At 34.4% G+C, this 14,676-nt stretch carries 11 protein-coding genes; 6 read left to right on the top strand and 5 right to left on the bottom strand.

The window, feature by feature from the left end; genetic code table 11:
- Positions 1 to 55: 55 nt before the first annotated feature.
- The 3 genes from SLH48_RS05860 (at position 56) to SLH48_RS05850 (ending at position 4,778) form a co-directional block, all read left to right on the top strand.
- Complete coding sequence (locus tag SLH48_RS05860; protein WP_320257373.1) at positions 56 to 907, top strand: AraC family transcriptional regulator; 852 nt, start codon at positions 56 to 58, stop codon at positions 905 to 907.
- Between the two features lie 98 nt (positions 908 to 1,005).
- Positions 1,006 to 2,493 carry an amidase gene (locus SLH48_RS05855; protein ID WP_320257372.1) on the top strand — a complete coding sequence of 496 codons (1,488 nt, stop codon included), beginning with the start codon at positions 1,006 to 1,008 and terminating at the stop codon, positions 2,491 to 2,493.
- 317 nt (positions 2,494 to 2,810) lie between these two features.
- Positions 2,811 to 4,778, top strand: a complete 1,968-nt coding sequence (locus tag SLH48_RS05850; RefSeq protein ID WP_320257371.1) for a translation factor GTPase family protein — start codon at positions 2,811 to 2,813, stop codon at positions 4,776 to 4,778.
- A 211-nt stretch (positions 4,779 to 4,989) separates the two neighbouring features.
- On the opposite strand, the gene SLH48_RS05845 is transcribed toward SLH48_RS05850, so the two are convergent.
- On the bottom strand, positions 4,990 to 5,994 hold the full coding sequence (locus tag SLH48_RS05845) for a cytochrome D1 domain-containing protein (protein WP_320257370.1): 1,005 nt from the start codon (positions 5,992 to 5,994) through the stop codon (positions 4,990 to 4,992).
- 1,042 nt (positions 5,995 to 7,036) lie between these two features.
- Here SLH48_RS05845 and SLH48_RS05840 point away from each other — a divergent pair.
- On the top strand, positions 7,037 to 7,507 hold the full coding sequence (locus SLH48_RS05840; protein ID WP_320257369.1) for a hypothetical protein: 471 nt from the start codon (positions 7,037 to 7,039) through the stop codon (positions 7,505 to 7,507).
- Between the two features lie 489 nt (positions 7,508 to 7,996).
- The gene (locus SLH48_RS05835) at positions 7,997 to 8,659 is read left to right on the top strand and encodes a hypothetical protein (RefSeq protein WP_320257368.1); all 663 of its coding nucleotides are present in this window, start codon (positions 7,997 to 7,999) and stop codon (positions 8,657 to 8,659) included.
- 392 nt (positions 8,660 to 9,051) lie between these two features.
- Here the strand turns inward: SLH48_RS05835 and SLH48_RS05830 are convergent, their stop codons facing one another.
- From SLH48_RS05830 to SLH48_RS05820, 3 genes are all read right to left on the bottom strand, one after another.
- Positions 9,052 to 9,570: a hypothetical protein gene (locus SLH48_RS05830; RefSeq protein WP_320257367.1), complete on the bottom strand. Its 519-nt coding sequence runs from the start codon at positions 9,568 to 9,570 to the stop codon at positions 9,052 to 9,054.
- 131 nt (positions 9,571 to 9,701) lie between these two features.
- Positions 9,702 to 10,730 (bottom strand): cytochrome D1 domain-containing protein, encoded by a 1,029-nt coding sequence (locus SLH48_RS05825; protein WP_320257366.1) that lies wholly within the window; start codon positions 10,728 to 10,730, stop codon positions 9,702 to 9,704.
- 1,118 nt (positions 10,731 to 11,848) lie between these two features.
- Positions 11,849 to 11,986, bottom strand: a complete 138-nt coding sequence (locus tag SLH48_RS05820) for a hypothetical protein (protein ID WP_320257365.1) — start codon at positions 11,984 to 11,986, stop codon at positions 11,849 to 11,851.
- A gap of 642 nt (positions 11,987 to 12,628) precedes the next feature.
- Between SLH48_RS05820 and SLH48_RS05815 the strand changes: the two genes are divergently transcribed.
- Entirely contained in the window at positions 12,629 to 12,991 is a 363-nt protein-coding gene (locus tag SLH48_RS05815) for a hypothetical protein (protein ID WP_320257364.1), read from the top strand.
- Between the two features lie 206 nt (positions 12,992 to 13,197).
- Here the strand turns inward: SLH48_RS05815 and SLH48_RS05810 are convergent, their stop codons facing one another.
- A complete protein-coding gene (locus SLH48_RS05810; protein WP_320257363.1) occupies positions 13,198 to 14,232 on the bottom strand; it encodes a beta-propeller fold lactonase family protein in 1,035 nt (344 codons plus the stop codon).
- Positions 14,233 to 14,676: the final 444 nt, after the last annotated feature.

Below are 14,676 nucleotides of genomic sequence, written 5' to 3'. Positions count from 1 at the left end.
TTTCATAATGTGCTGATAAATTCATATAAAAAAATTCTATATGAAAGGATTGTTTATGGAATATATAGAAAACCTTTCAAAAACTATTATTTACATAGAAAATAATTTAACAAACAAATTAACGATAGAAGATATTAGCCATTATAGCGGTTACTCAAAGTTTCATTTTCAAAGACTCTTTCATCAAGTGGTTGGGGAAACTGTAGGTCAATATATCATGAATAGAAGATTATCCGAAGCTGCAACCCTTTTAGTGAACGATTCTATGAATATTTTGCAAATTGCTTTAGAGCTCGGGTATGAATCACATGAAGCTTTCACTAGGGCTTTCAATAAAAGGTATAAAATGAGTCCGTATCAATTTAGACAACTTGGAGTAACAGCAGAATTTATCTACAAAAATCCAATTGATGTACAATATCTTACAAATAAAAATAAGAATTTATTAGGAGACATTGAGGAAGTCACGTTGGAAGATCTTCGACTTAAAGGCTATATGGCAACAAATACATCACACGAAGAAATATATGCAAGCTGGTCTAAACTACGTAGGGATATCCATAAATATGATAAAACAGATACGTATCTTTATGGCGTTTTGCACTACCCTGAGTCATTTGGATTAGAAATTGATTTTAAATATATAGCTGCTGTGGAGGAAGATGAAATTATACAACTTCCTAATCAAGAATTAAAGGAGATTACATTGCCTAAAAGTAATTATCTCATTTTTAATCATCAAGGATCCGCAGAGGCGTTACCACTATCGTATGAATACATTTATGGTGTATGGTTACCAAAGTCTAAATATGTTGCTAATGGCTTATATGATTTTGAGAGATATCGCTCGTTTGAGGAAGGTACAAAGCATGCGATACAAATATGTATTCCAATTACAAGTAAGTAACGTGCCCTATACTTATGCTTAATATGGTCACTTTAGCATTAATCATCAAGTTTTTGTTTCTTGTTACCTTTAACTTTAATATGAAGGGAGAGAGAAACATGAGACGAGATGATTTTTTATTTTTATCAGCAAATAAGATTGCTAAATTAATTGCAAATGGGGAGTTGACTTCTGAGCAGGTGGTACGTGCGATCATTCGAAGAATTCAACAATTTGATGTGAAAGTAAATGCAGTTGTGAATGTAAATATTGATCAGCTAATAAATGATGCCAAAAAAGCAGATCAACTAATGAAAGAAGGTACTAAGCTTGGACCTTTACATGGTGTCCCAATAACATTAAAAGAATCGTATGCAGTCAAAAGAATGAAAACAACAAGTGGCTTTACTCCACTCAAAGATTATGAGACAAATTTTGATGCTACTGTTGTACGTCGGTTAAAAGAAGCAGGAGCCATTATTATAGGTAAAACAAATGTCCCACCTTTACTAATGGATTTACAAACAGATAACGATATTTACGGAAGGACCAATAACCCTTGGGACTTGGAACGTACCCCTGGGGGAAGTAGTGGTGGTGGAGCTGCTGCAGTGTCAGCTAGTTTTAGCTATTTAGATATTGGAAGTGATATAGGAGGGTCTTTAAGAGTGCCTGCACATTTTTGTGGAGTGTATAGCTTAAAACCTACAGAGCACTCAGTGTCAGCCTTCGGCCACTTACCAATGGAAAATGTAAAAACGCAACCAAATTATCGTTCTTCAAGGCATTTAGCGTGTTACGGACCGATAGCAAGGTCTATTGATGACTTAATTTTATCTTATGGTATTATTGCTGGGACAGACAGTAATGACGTGAAGGTACCCAATTTAGTTACTGAAAAACAGGTTGATGTAAAGCTAGCAAACCTTAAGATAGCCTGGATGGATGAACTACCAGATGTTCCTGTCAGTAAGCAAGTGAAAACTTCCATCCATCAATATGTAAAAAAGCTAGAATCCATAGGTATACAAACTGTTAAAATAGAGCAGTTTCCAGTCAGTACTATAAAAGTTTGGGAAACGTGGGGTAAAATCATCGATGCTGAACTGAATTCAAATCAACCTGCTTTACTAAGGATGCTTGAACACGTAATTACTAAAAAAATTCAACGGAAATACCCGACATCTAGTAAGTTGATGCCACTAAACTTTAAAAACTATATGAGAACGTTAACTCAAAGAGAAGATCTCATTACATCATTTGATATGTTTCTTGACCCTTATGATATGTTTATTTTACCTGTTAGTGTTACACCAGCATTCCAGCATATCACAAAAGAAAAAATGATAGGGTATCAACCGATATATAAAACACCTGTGTATGTTGATGACAAACCGATGGAATATTGGCAAGCAACAACTGCATATACCAATTTATTTAATGTTTTAGCAAATCCAGTAGTTACGATTCCTCTTCAGTTAAGTGATGAAAACCTACCGATAGGCGTACAGTGTGTGGGGAAAAGGTGGAATGATTATCAATTATTACACATCATAAAACAGCTTGTGATGGAGTTAAATATAGATATTCCCAGAGTTGCATTTTAGAACAAGGGATACACAGGTTAGGTTAATAGGAAGTTTAGAAGAGAAAAAATACCGATATGAAGCTGTTTCACAATGACATTGTCTACTAACTGCTGATACAATATGAAATGAAGATATATTAGTCAAAGGCTCTTTTCGTAAACTTTGTTGCTCTTGTTTCTATATTATGGGATTTGATGCAAGTTTCATCGTTTTAATGAAGAAAAGAGTCCACGATTTCTATTAAAATATACGTTTTATACATTAATTTTCTTTTAAGAACAACGATACATGTGATAACAGCGAAGTAATAAGATGATGAAATAGGTGATCTAGAATTGTTAACCTCTCAGAAAAGAAGAAATATCGGTATTTTTGCACACATTGATGCCGGGAAAACAACTACAACAGAACAGATGTTATATCAAAGTGGTCAAATCCGCTCCTTAGGGAGTGTTGATACAGGCACAACCCAAACTGACTGGCTAGAAGTTGAAAAAGCAAGAGGTATATCAGTTACTGCTGCAGCAACGGAATTGACTTGGAAAGATACGGTTATAAATATTGTTGATACTCCAGGTCACGTTGATTTTTTGTCAGAGGTTGAACGTAGCCTAAGAGTTATGGATGGAGCAATACTTATCATTTGCGCAGTAGAAGGTGTTCAACCTCAAACAGAAGTTGTTTGGCATGCACTTCGGAAGCTTAACATTCCAACATTAATTTATGTTAACAAACTTGACAGAATTGGAGCAAATCCTCGTCGAGTTATGGCTGAAATTCAACGTAACTTAACTAATTCTTGTGTACCTATACAGTTTGTGCAAGGGTATGAACACACTTTTACAGGTATCACCTCTTTGCTAATGAACCATGAACATGATTTTTATGAGCAGCTTGTTGAAGCAGTATCAGAACATGATGATTCGATCTTACATAAATTTTTAGAAGGAGAAGAAATAACAAACGACCTTTTAAAAGAGAAAATCAATTTGTTATCTGCACGCTGTGATTTATTTCCTATTTTGTTTGGTGCCTCAAATAAAGGTATTGGGATAAAGGAACTTATGGATGCCATGGTCGAGTACCTACCTCAGCCAAAAGGATCAAAGGATGCCCCTTTGGCTGGGGTGGTATTTAAAATAGAAAGAGATAAGAAATTAGGCAGACTAGCGTACGTTAGGCTTTTTGAAGGAAGTATACAAAATCGGAATACGATCACAAATGTTACTCAAAATATTGAGGAGAAAGTGACTCAAATTCGTAAAGTCAGGGGTAACAAAAGTGAAGATTTACGAGAGCTTCAAGCAGGTGATATAGCTGCGCTCACTGGATTAAATCATGTGATGATAGGTGATATATTAGGGGATACAAAAGGGATTCCAGAACATCCTCGTATGGCGGTACCTCTTCTGACTGTAAAAGTTGAATGGGAAAAAGCGGCGGATTATCCTGCTGTTGTAAAAGCGTTTCAGGAACTTGTTGATGAGGATCCTTTATTAAATCTACAGTGGCAACAAGAGGATCGAGAGCTACATATTAAAGTGATGGGTAACATTCAGCTCGAGATACTTAAATCTATTATGGAAAACCGATATCAGCTGAAAGTTGGATTTGGACAGCCTGCTGTTATTTATCAGGAGACACCGAAAAATTCAGGTGAAGGACTTATCCGCTATACGATGCCTAAACCATGCTGGGCTGTATTGCGTTTTAAAATAGAGCCAGGCGAAAGAGGAAGTGGGGTTACCTATCATTCAGTTGTGCGTAAAGAAGAGTTATTAGAACGCTATCAAAATGAGGTTTCCAGAAGAATTCCAGAGGCTTTGGAGCAAGGGTTATTTGGTTGGAATGTAGTGGATCTAAAAATTACCTTAATTGAAGGAGAACATCATGTTGTCCACACACATCCTCTGGATTTTGCTGTCGCGACACCTATGGGTATCATGCAAGGGTTAAGTAATACAGGTACGAAGTTACTAGAACCTATGTTGAACTTTAGAATATCTGTGCCAGAACAATTTGGAGGAAAGGTTCTTCATGATCTATCATTAATGCGTGCAACATTTGATTCACCAAATCAACTTGAAGATCGAATGATCATAGAAGGAATAATACCTTTGGCAACTTCTATGGAATATGCGGTTCAATTAGCGTCTTATACAAAAGGCCAAGGGACAATTACGACTCATTTTCATAGTTATCAAGAATGTCCCGAAGAAGTGTTAGCTACAAGAACTCGAAGAGGAGTCAATCCATTAGATCAGTCCAAGTATATTTTAAGTGTAAGGAAGGCATTGTCGTAGCACGAAAAAGTAAGTTTCTTCTGCACAAGAGCTAGGTCGTTGAATAACAAGTATTTATTAATCATGTTGTAGATTTAAAATTGCAGGAATGTTCCTAAACCTAGACATGCTTAATTAACGTGCTTACACTTAAATAAAAAATTTCAAATCCCCTCTCCGTTACAGGAGGGGGATTTTTAAAGTTCTATAAGACACAAGGACATTGTGTTCATTATTCAGTTACATAAGCAATTTTTCCGTCAGGTGTAAAAGAGACAATACATGGAAAAAGCCCAACTTGTATTGTGGCGATCACACTGTGTGTTTTCACATCAATGACAGAAACAGTGGCATCACCAGTATTCGTCACATAAGCAAGTTTTCCGTCTGGCGTGAAAGCGACATCGTTTGGATCTTCTCCAACCTGCACTGTATGAATAACAGAATGAGTTTTTACATCTATAACCGATACAGTAGCATCCCCAGAATTCGTTATATAAGCGAGTTTCCCATCTGGTGTGAAGGTGACTGATTTTGGTTGGTTCTCAACCTGGACAGTAGCAATAACGGAATGAGCTTTTACATCTATAATCGATATATTGGCATCACCTTCATTCGCCACATAAGCCAGTTCCGTGTTCGGAGTGAAAGCAACATCCGTTGCACCATTACCAACCCGCACAGTAGTAATCACATTATGAGTTTTTACATCTAAAACCGATATTGTGGCATCATCAAAATTCGTCACATAAGCAAGTTTCCCGTTTGGCGTGAAAGAGATATTTTGTGGATTTACCCCGACTTGGACAGTAACTATAACAGAATGAGTTTTTGCATCTATAACCGATATAGTGGGAATATCAGTATTCGTCACATAAGCGAGTTTCCCGTCTGGTGTGAAATTCACATCGTTTGGAACTCCTCCAACCTGCACAGTAGCAATAACAGAATGAGTTTTTACATCTATAACTGATACATTAGCGATTGTAGTATTCGTCACATAGGCAAGTTTTCCATCTGATGTGAAAGCGACACGATTTGGAAGACCTCCAACTTGCAATGTAGCAATAACAGAATGAGTTTTTACATCTATGACTGAAATATTGCCACTAATATTTATCACATAAGCTAGTTTCCCATCAGGTGAAAACGCAACAGGAAAGGATTCATCTGTATCACCAACAGGCAACGTTGCAATCACGCTATGTGTTTTTACATCAATCACTGTTGTTGTCAATCAAAACCACCTCTTTTCAATACTTGTTATAACAAAGATATGGAAAAGTGAACTAGTTAATTCGCTAACTATGAAACTTAGGAATAATGTGATTACAACCTATTTAAAACCAACGAATATTTTTATAGAATACCAGAGAATTTAATGATGATGTAACTTCGATTACACGAAATTTATCAAATCCGCAATGAAATATGGATGCTTTCTAAATTCCTATATTTAAAAAGGGGAAATAATACGAGTTGTGATCTAATTACGTAAGATTAAAGACTGTATTAATGAGGGAATTATGGAGACACCTTCTGCAAAATGGCTCTGTTAAGTTAATATATGGAGTAATACTAGATAATTTCATATCAGATATACAGTGTAAAGGATTTGATTTATATGTTTCTGACTGTTCAAATTGAGAATATAACGACTATTATAATGAACTTGCATAGACCCTAGACTCCCAGACTAATATGGGGGAATCCTAAATACATTTAATGACGGTTTATCAGAGATAGTGCCTGAAAGGACAGCCTTTTAAATAGAATAATGAAAAGTGGCTAAATAAAAATAGCGCATTATAAGCCATTCCTTATAGAGGGATATATAAAAGTGGATTATGTTCTATATACATGAACCATAGTTTATTTAAAATAGCTCTATTGCCTAGAATTAGAGACTCTTCCCATAATTAATGCACTCACGTATGAAAAAATAGTTCTTCTACAGAGCAATTAAAACTAGTGGATTTGCAATTATTACAGCTGCTACCAGCTTGTCTGGGAATTTTTCGTAGTCGTATACGTTATTTAAATCTACTTTAATGTTATCACTCATATTTCATCTTCAGCTTAAATAAACCTTTTTTTATCTTATTAGATAATTAAGGGTTAAGTGAGTTTCTTTTCTGATATTTTTCCATTTATGATCTAAGAAGTTAATCCAAGCATTGCGTATTTCTATGAATACCATATTCTGAGAACCTTTTCCAATGAATCAGTTTATGCTCTATGGAAATTTGTAAATTTTGAACGGGACAGGGGGTGGAAAAATGACAAAAAATCATTGTGCAGAATTTCTCTCTACACAAGAGACTAAGCCCATAGAATTACCATTAGACGGAACTAGAGTTGAGTTACTAAGGTTAAGGATACCTAAACATTTATATGGAAGACAGACAAAACTTGATGGTTTTTTTCAGTCTAATTTCTTTGTAGTTGGTTTGGAAAATACAGCAGAGCAGTCAAGTCTATCATACAAATATGAAGTAGCTTATCAAGTTATGGTTGAATCAACTGAAGCAAACTATACACCGGCTTCTCCTTTATTATTGGACACTGTAAGTGGAGTACAACAGCCTGCTGAATTTAATGTAGAACATAACACAAATCCAAATTTTACAGTTTCAGTACCATGTGCAGGAGGAGACCTTGTGCTTATGGCATCTGTAGTTGAGACGCAGGGAGGTGTGGCTGGAGCATTTGTAAATAGTAGATCAATGAATGCCTTATTGCTTAATTAACTTTGTGATCAAGTGTAGAAGAAAAAACCTCAGATTATTATAACTTAGGGAAAAAAGAAGAGGATTAAAAAATGAATAATCATCACATTATTGACCGTGCACAGTAAATTAATCATGCAATTTCAGCCTCAGATAAACAACTTACCTACCTGACCGATTAGGTTCATTTCACCTCTCTGATCAATTCTATATAAAATTCCTTTAACAATCTAAATTTCATTTGAGCACACAACATGATGAATAAATGTTCATTAACTTTTTGTCATCCCTTTTTATCAATTCCCTAAATAGTTTCTCATACTCCCATCAAAAATACATGTCACTGAGTACTTTTCAAAAAGAATATTGTCTTACTACTCATTTCTTAGGCATGAATCTATCCTTCAGATTAACCAATAGCATATATTACTATAAAAATTTACTAAAGTGGTGATTGAGATGAGTACTCTTACTAATAGCTGTACATGCAAGAATAAAGTTCCTTCTAAGGTGGTCCAAGAAAAATGTTGCAAGGAATTATGTTCTCAAGAAGAAAGTCCTAACATAGATGTTGATATTGATAGTACAGCTAATTTTCCTATTTTTAAGTCAGTACCAGATAATATTGGTAAGATAGGAATGATTACTGTACAGAACAGGGATATACGAATAAAATTAACCTTTATACCTGTAGTGGGAAATAGTATACCTATGACTATAGACATAAATGAGTCAAGGACCATCCCCTTCAGAAATATAAAAGAAATCATGGCTCAAAACGATACAGGAGTTGGGTTAGCACAATTCGCTTATTCAATATGTACATTTTTAGACCCACAAGAAAACTGTTGTCCTATATTATGTTCCCAAACTAACCCAGATATAGAAGTTGATATAGGAAATGGTTCAACATTTTTTATATTCCAGGATATCTTTGGTGAGGGCAAAACAGGAATGGTCTCGATAAAGAAAGATGGAGGGGATGCTATAAATCTAACTTTTGTCCCGACTGTTGGAATTGAAATACCTGTACCTTTAGCTAATGGTCAGTCAATAACAGTTCCTTTTGAAAATATAAAGGAAATCAAGGTGTTTAATAACTCAGGGGGTAATGTAGAATTTAAGTACTCCATATGTACTTTATTAGATCCCAACAAATCAATAAATAAATAAATAAACCATAATAGTTTTTAATGAGATACAGAAGTATACTATTGTATTAATTACTACTAAACACAAGTTAAGTTCTGTTTACTAATTAACTCAACAGAACTGGCGCATTTCTTTATGAGATGCGCCGTTATTTATGATTTGGGCCATATTGTGGAACAAAAAGTTTCTTTGATTAATTATTTACTAGGTTATAAATTGCAGTATATTTAGTAGGATAATTAGCTTGTTCAGACTATAAAAAAATCAAATCCCATCTCGGTAATAGGAGGGAGGATTTTTAAGTTCTTTCCTTAGATTAAGCAGTCAAACTAGGTATATAAGTAACAGCAAAGACATTGTTGATGAAGCCATGAAGGATATGACTTATTTTGTATTGTGGTTACTAACAAAATTTATGTTTGGTGAGTAAATACCGAAGCATTTAGAGAACGGGTTTTAACCATGCGGGAAAGATCGGCGGGGGTCTGGATTATAAAGGTTTGTGCTGGTCCTTTGTCTATAAGAATTCTATATATATAACAACCTATTTCTGGTTTATCTACCCATGTAAGATTAGTAACTAGAGATCCACTATAGTTACTTGGTCCGGCGCCCGAAGCAGGTATTACATTGAGACTCTGTGCGGGAGTCATAGTTGCAAGGGTTGTGAAGTTACCACCGTTTGTTGATCGTTGAAGGATATATTCGTAAGAGAAAGATGCAAAACCTATATTATCTCGGTCACGATTTATAATACTTGTGAAAATTTCAACAGTTGAATCAAGTTTTACTTCAGTGTTCTTAGATTTAATCAATACGGGTAATTGGAGTAAATCAATTGGATCTATGGCCTCTTCGTAGTCAATTTCTTGATTGGATTGAACTTTAAATAACTCTGGGCATTTATCGTCTTTACATTTACAGTTAGTCATAGTTAATCAGTCCCTATACAGTATTAGTTGTTAATAGTAAATGCAGAAAGTATGAAGATGAAACTGATAAATGACCATTACAACAAACATATTTATTTAAGGATACTTGAGAGTAATTAAGGTTAATGAACTTAATTCCCTTCATCTACATAAGCAAGTTTACCATCAGGAGAGAATGCAACAGCTACAGGAGTGTTTACAATAATAGAGGAAGTTACAGAATGAGTTTTGGTATCAATGACAGAAATAGTGCTATCCCCAGAATTAGTAACATACGCCAATTTTCCCTCATTGTTGAACGTAACATCAATAGGACTCCCACCAACTATAATAGTGGCTATCACGGAATGAGTCTTCACATCAATGACCGAAACAGTGTCAGATTCATTAGTGACATATACGAGTTTACCATCAGGGGAGAAGGCAACATCACGTGGAAAGCTTCCAACTGAAATACTAGTAATTAGAGACTGTGTTTTCGTATCAATAACTGAAACAGTACCAAAGTCATCGTTATTAACCGTATAAGCAAGTTTTTCTTTTGGAGATAACGAGATAGCAAGTGGAAAGTTTCCAACCGAAATAGTAGAAATTATTGAGTGAGACTTGACATCAATGACCGAAACAGTACCAAGGTCAACATTATTAGTGACATAAGCAAATTTTCCGTCAGCTGAGATAACTACATCTACTGGGGCATTATCAATCAATATAGAAGAAATAATAGAATGTGTTTTGGTATCAATGACAGAAACTATTCCACTTTCGGGATTAGTCACATAAGCGAATTTCTCTTCTTGGGAAAAGGATACAACAAATGGACTATTTCCCCCAACCAAAATGGTAGTAATAACGGAATGTGTTTTGGTATCAATGACCGAAATAGTACCAGGGTTATCTCCAGTATTAGTTACATAAACAAATTTTCCATCAGGAGAAAAGGAGATACCAGAGGGGTTGTTTCCGACAGAAATAGTAGCTATCACGGAATGAACTTTGACATCAATGACAGAAACTGTACGATCGTCATTATTAGTGACATAAACGACTTTTCCATCATGGGAAAAGGCAACAGACTGTACGAAAGAAAAGTCTGCAGTTCCAACTGGTAAAGTTGCTATCACACTATGGGTTCTTGCATCTATCACAGTAGTAGTCAAACCAAATGCACCCTCTTCAAAGTAATTACTAATACAAAGGTATGAGGAGTTTATTGGGATAATTCGAAAATATATTTTTAGGAAAAAATTTTATGAAACACAAGAGTAAATTGAGGTTACTTGATAACAAGCATGTATAACTGAATATGAAAAAGCCCATAAAATCAAATTATAGGCTTTTTAGTTCCTTGTCTTTTTTAACTAACAACTTTTTTATTTTTGAAAATATAAAAACCACAAGAAAAAATAATGAAACTAAACCAAATATGGGGTTATCGAATATAGGATAATTTGTTACTCCTAGGTTGAAAATGAATCCAATAATGATAACAATTCCCCACACGCTAAGAAAAATGGTGGCTACTTTCTCGAGAGAATTAAACATTTAATAAAGTCCTTTCTTTACATTCATCACTATATAATTCTTTAAATGTTAAGCCTTTGAAATATTTAGCTTTAATGAAGAATTGGATTAATCAAGTAAGTTAATGTGTGAATTTATGAAACTAAATAAGCTTGGAGTTAATTAAAGGCTGTATTCGCATTAATTGTTGCTTTTCGTACTAAAGAGTCAAACATGTACATAATTAATGTTCGTGGCAACTTTCTTTTGTATAACAATGGCTAACCATGTAAAACCACTTTTTATTGGTACTAATTGGATAACAATAGCAACAAACAAAAACAGTCTAATTAAAAAATATAAAGGCTCTTTATATAAATACTTTGTATAGCATAAGATATTTTAGTCATGAGAGGGGGTGATACCTTGTCAGTAGATATATTTTTTTCAGGAACTTGTCCAATTTGTACTTGTATTTGTCAATGTGAATTTCCCGATGAACTAACTATTTGCAATTATTGTACAATAGGTATGATCACTGAGAAGGGTGATAATTTCACCGCAACAAATACAATAAATGTTTCTACAAACAGTGGAGACGAACTTAATAACCATTGTATTTTAAAGATATCAAACAATGTATTAAAAACAGGTTCGAGAAAATAACTTATGTATGTACTAGATGAAACACACTAGTTTTATAAGACTTAATAGCAAAAAAGTTTGATAAAACACCTATAAAAAATCTGAAAGTGAAAAAAACGATACATGTTTTCTATCTATTCATTTTTGATTCATTGATGGCGTTCTTAACAGCAAGTTTAATCACCCAATATAAAATAACCATTCCGATTATAAAAGAAAGGAAATTAATAAATAACCCTACCATTGGTGTAAATGCATCAAATCTCATTTTAAAACACACTCCTGTTAAAAAAAGTTGATGTGAAAAATAAACATATTGTCTATTATAACAAAAAAGTACACTTGAAAAAGATGTACATTGAGTATACAAGCGCGATAATCCTGTATATAAAACTATTATTTTAATGGTTATGAAATTACCTACTCTCTAACATGAACTAAGTCAATTGTGATGAAAGCCATAATGATCCTTACAATAAGCTATGCTTCCAAAAACAAAAAATACACTAATGATTAATCTTCAAATAAACCTAGTCACTCAAAAGGAGAAAAAATCAATAAAAATGAAAAAACTAGAATGAAAACATAAGAAATAGACGAAGCGTTTGTAAGTTCCTCTATGTAATTACTTTGATTGTATATCATGACTGTACAGTATAGCAGTATGTTATTTTCTAGTATTTATAATAGGATCCTCTAACAATTCCAAAAAGGTTTCAAGAGTAATACAACAATTATTTTATAAATGAAGGTAATTATGATGAATTTATGGAAGTTATAATACAGCTAAATGAATCAAAAAGGATTCCGTTCCTGCAAGTATTAATCCCTTCGGGTGTATTAATTTAATACAGCAAATAGTGGTAAGACATCTGTTAGCTAAACTAATTATTAAAGGAGGAATTGAACTATGGCTTCAGAAAGTCATGTTCTCACACAAAAACAAATTGCAGAGTCGTTTTCTAATGGTAATTTTGAGCCTACTTTTCCATTTCTAGCAAAAATAATCGAATGGAATATCGTAGGTGACAAAACCTTGGTAGGTAGGGAGGCTGTAATAGAAGAATGCAAGCAAACTTCAAATTATTTCAAAACGATTACCACTAAATTCACTACATTAAATGTAATTTCTGAAAAAAATTGCGTTGCAGTGAATGGAACAGCTGAATTTATTCGTAATGGTGAACAATTATCTTTTGTTTCAGCCTGTGATGTGTATATTTTTAATGACAAAAATGAACTGCAAAGAATTGATTCTTATTGTATCAAATGAGAAGGTTGGATTTCTTCTGTAAATATACTGAAAAATAATGAAATCCCATCTTCGTTACAGAAGTGGGATTTTTAAAATTCTATACTTAGGAAAAGCAGCCAACACGTGCTATAAGAATTAGCTAAGACCTTGTGGATGAAGACGTGAATGATTTAGTTATAAGTATTATTTTGTTTATTATTTTAACAAACATCAAGAGCATTTAATTAAGAGGAGCCCTCAACTACATAAGCCAGTTTTCCATCGGGAGTAAAGGCGACAACTCCTGGATTTTCTCCAACCTGAATAGTAGTAATCATACTATGCGTTGTTACATCAATGACAGACACAGTGGCTGGATCATCGTCACGATTGGTTACATAAGCAAGTTTACCGTCGGGTGTGAAAGCGATAACACCTGGTTCTTCTCCAACCTGTACATTAGCAATCACACTATGTGTTTTCACATCAATGACAGACACAGAGCCAGGATCATCATCTCTATTGGCCACATAAGCAAGTTTACCGTCGGGTGTTAGGGTGACAGTTCTAGGTTCTTCTCCCACTAGCACAGTAGCAATTACACTTTGGTTTTTTACATCAATGACTGAAACAGAGTTTTCATCCCTGCTTGTTACATAAGCCAGTTTTCCATCGGGCGTGAAGACTAAATCTCTAGGGTCTCCTCCAACCTGTACAGTAGCAATCACCCTATGCGTATTCACATCAATGACTGAAATAAGCCCAGGATCTTCTCGACGGTTAGTCACAAAAATGAGTTTTCCATCAGGTGTAAAGGTGACAGTTCTTGGACCGTTCTTCACAGTTATAGTTGCAATCACGCTGTGAGTTTTGACATCAATGACAGAAACAGAGTCCCCGCCTAAGTTAGCTACATAAGCCAGTTTTCCATCGGGAGTGAAGTTGACATCTCTAGGATCTCTTCCAACCTGTACAGTAGCAATCACACTATGTGTTTTCACATCAATGACTGAAACAGAGTCCGCGCCCTCATTGATTACATAAGCCAGTTTTCCATCGGGTGTAAAGTCGACAAGTTCTGGATTTTCTCCAACCTGAACAGTAGCAATTACACTATGTGTTTTCACATCAATGACAGAAACAGTTTCTACATCATTATTAGCTATATAAGCCAGTTTTCCATCAGGAGTAAAGATAGGTTGGGCAGATACGACATTATCTCCAACAGGTATAGTAGTAATTACGTTATGTGTTTTGACATCAATTACCGTTGTCGTCAAAAAACCGCCTCTTTCTCGTCGAGTATACTTTCTATATAGATATGAAAAAAGTTAGTTAGGGTGATACTTTTTATGAAACAATGGTGATATTATGTTTATAAAAAATCTTAGAAAACATGGTGATGCCAACATACAAGATAAGCCATTAAAGGTGTATTGGTAAACGCATGAATTACCGCTTACCGCTTCAATAAACAAAAATATTGATCCATTATTTTATCGTAAAAGAGGGATGTAACATGTCAATTTTACATAGCAGACACATTATAGGGTTATTAATAATACTAGTAATTCTCATATTGGTAGTATCTTTTCTAATTATTTCATTTGGTTATTTTAATAGTAAGGAAATAAGTTTACTGACTTCAAAGTGCTATGAATCTGGTGGAGAAGTGGTACTAGAGATACACGAGTACATAACAAGTAGTTATTCTTTTGAGTGTG

Source organism: Cytobacillus sp. IB215316 (assembly GCF_033963865.1).
Lineage (GTDB): Bacteria > Bacillota > Bacilli > Bacillales > SM2101 > Nanhaiella > Nanhaiella sioensis.
The sequence above is the reverse complement of the archived record's forward strand: the minus strand, read 5'-3'. Positions and strand labels throughout refer to the sequence as shown.

Excerpts from the sequence above, each read along its gene's own strand:
- SLH48_RS05860 (WP_320257373.1), top strand. The coding sequence starts at position 56 with ATGGAATATATAGAAAACCTTTCAAAAACTATTATTTACATAGAAAAT.
- SLH48_RS05830 (WP_320257367.1), bottom strand. The coding sequence starts at position 9,570 with ATGACTAACTGTAAATGTAAAGACGATAAATGCCCAGAGTTATTTAAA.
- SLH48_RS05855 (WP_320257372.1), top strand. The coding sequence starts at position 1,006 with ATGAGACGAGATGATTTTTTATTTTTATCAGCAAATAAGATTGCTAAA.
- SLH48_RS05815 (WP_320257364.1), top strand. The coding sequence starts at position 12,629 with ATGGCTTCAGAAAGTCATGTTCTCACACAAAAACAAATTGCAGAGTCG.
- SLH48_RS05820 (WP_320257365.1), bottom strand. The coding sequence starts at position 11,986 with ATGAGATTTGATGCATTTACACCAATGGTAGGGTTATTTATTAATTTC.
- SLH48_RS05840 (WP_320257369.1), top strand. The coding sequence starts at position 7,037 with ATGACAAAAAATCATTGTGCAGAATTTCTCTCTACACAAGAGACTAAG.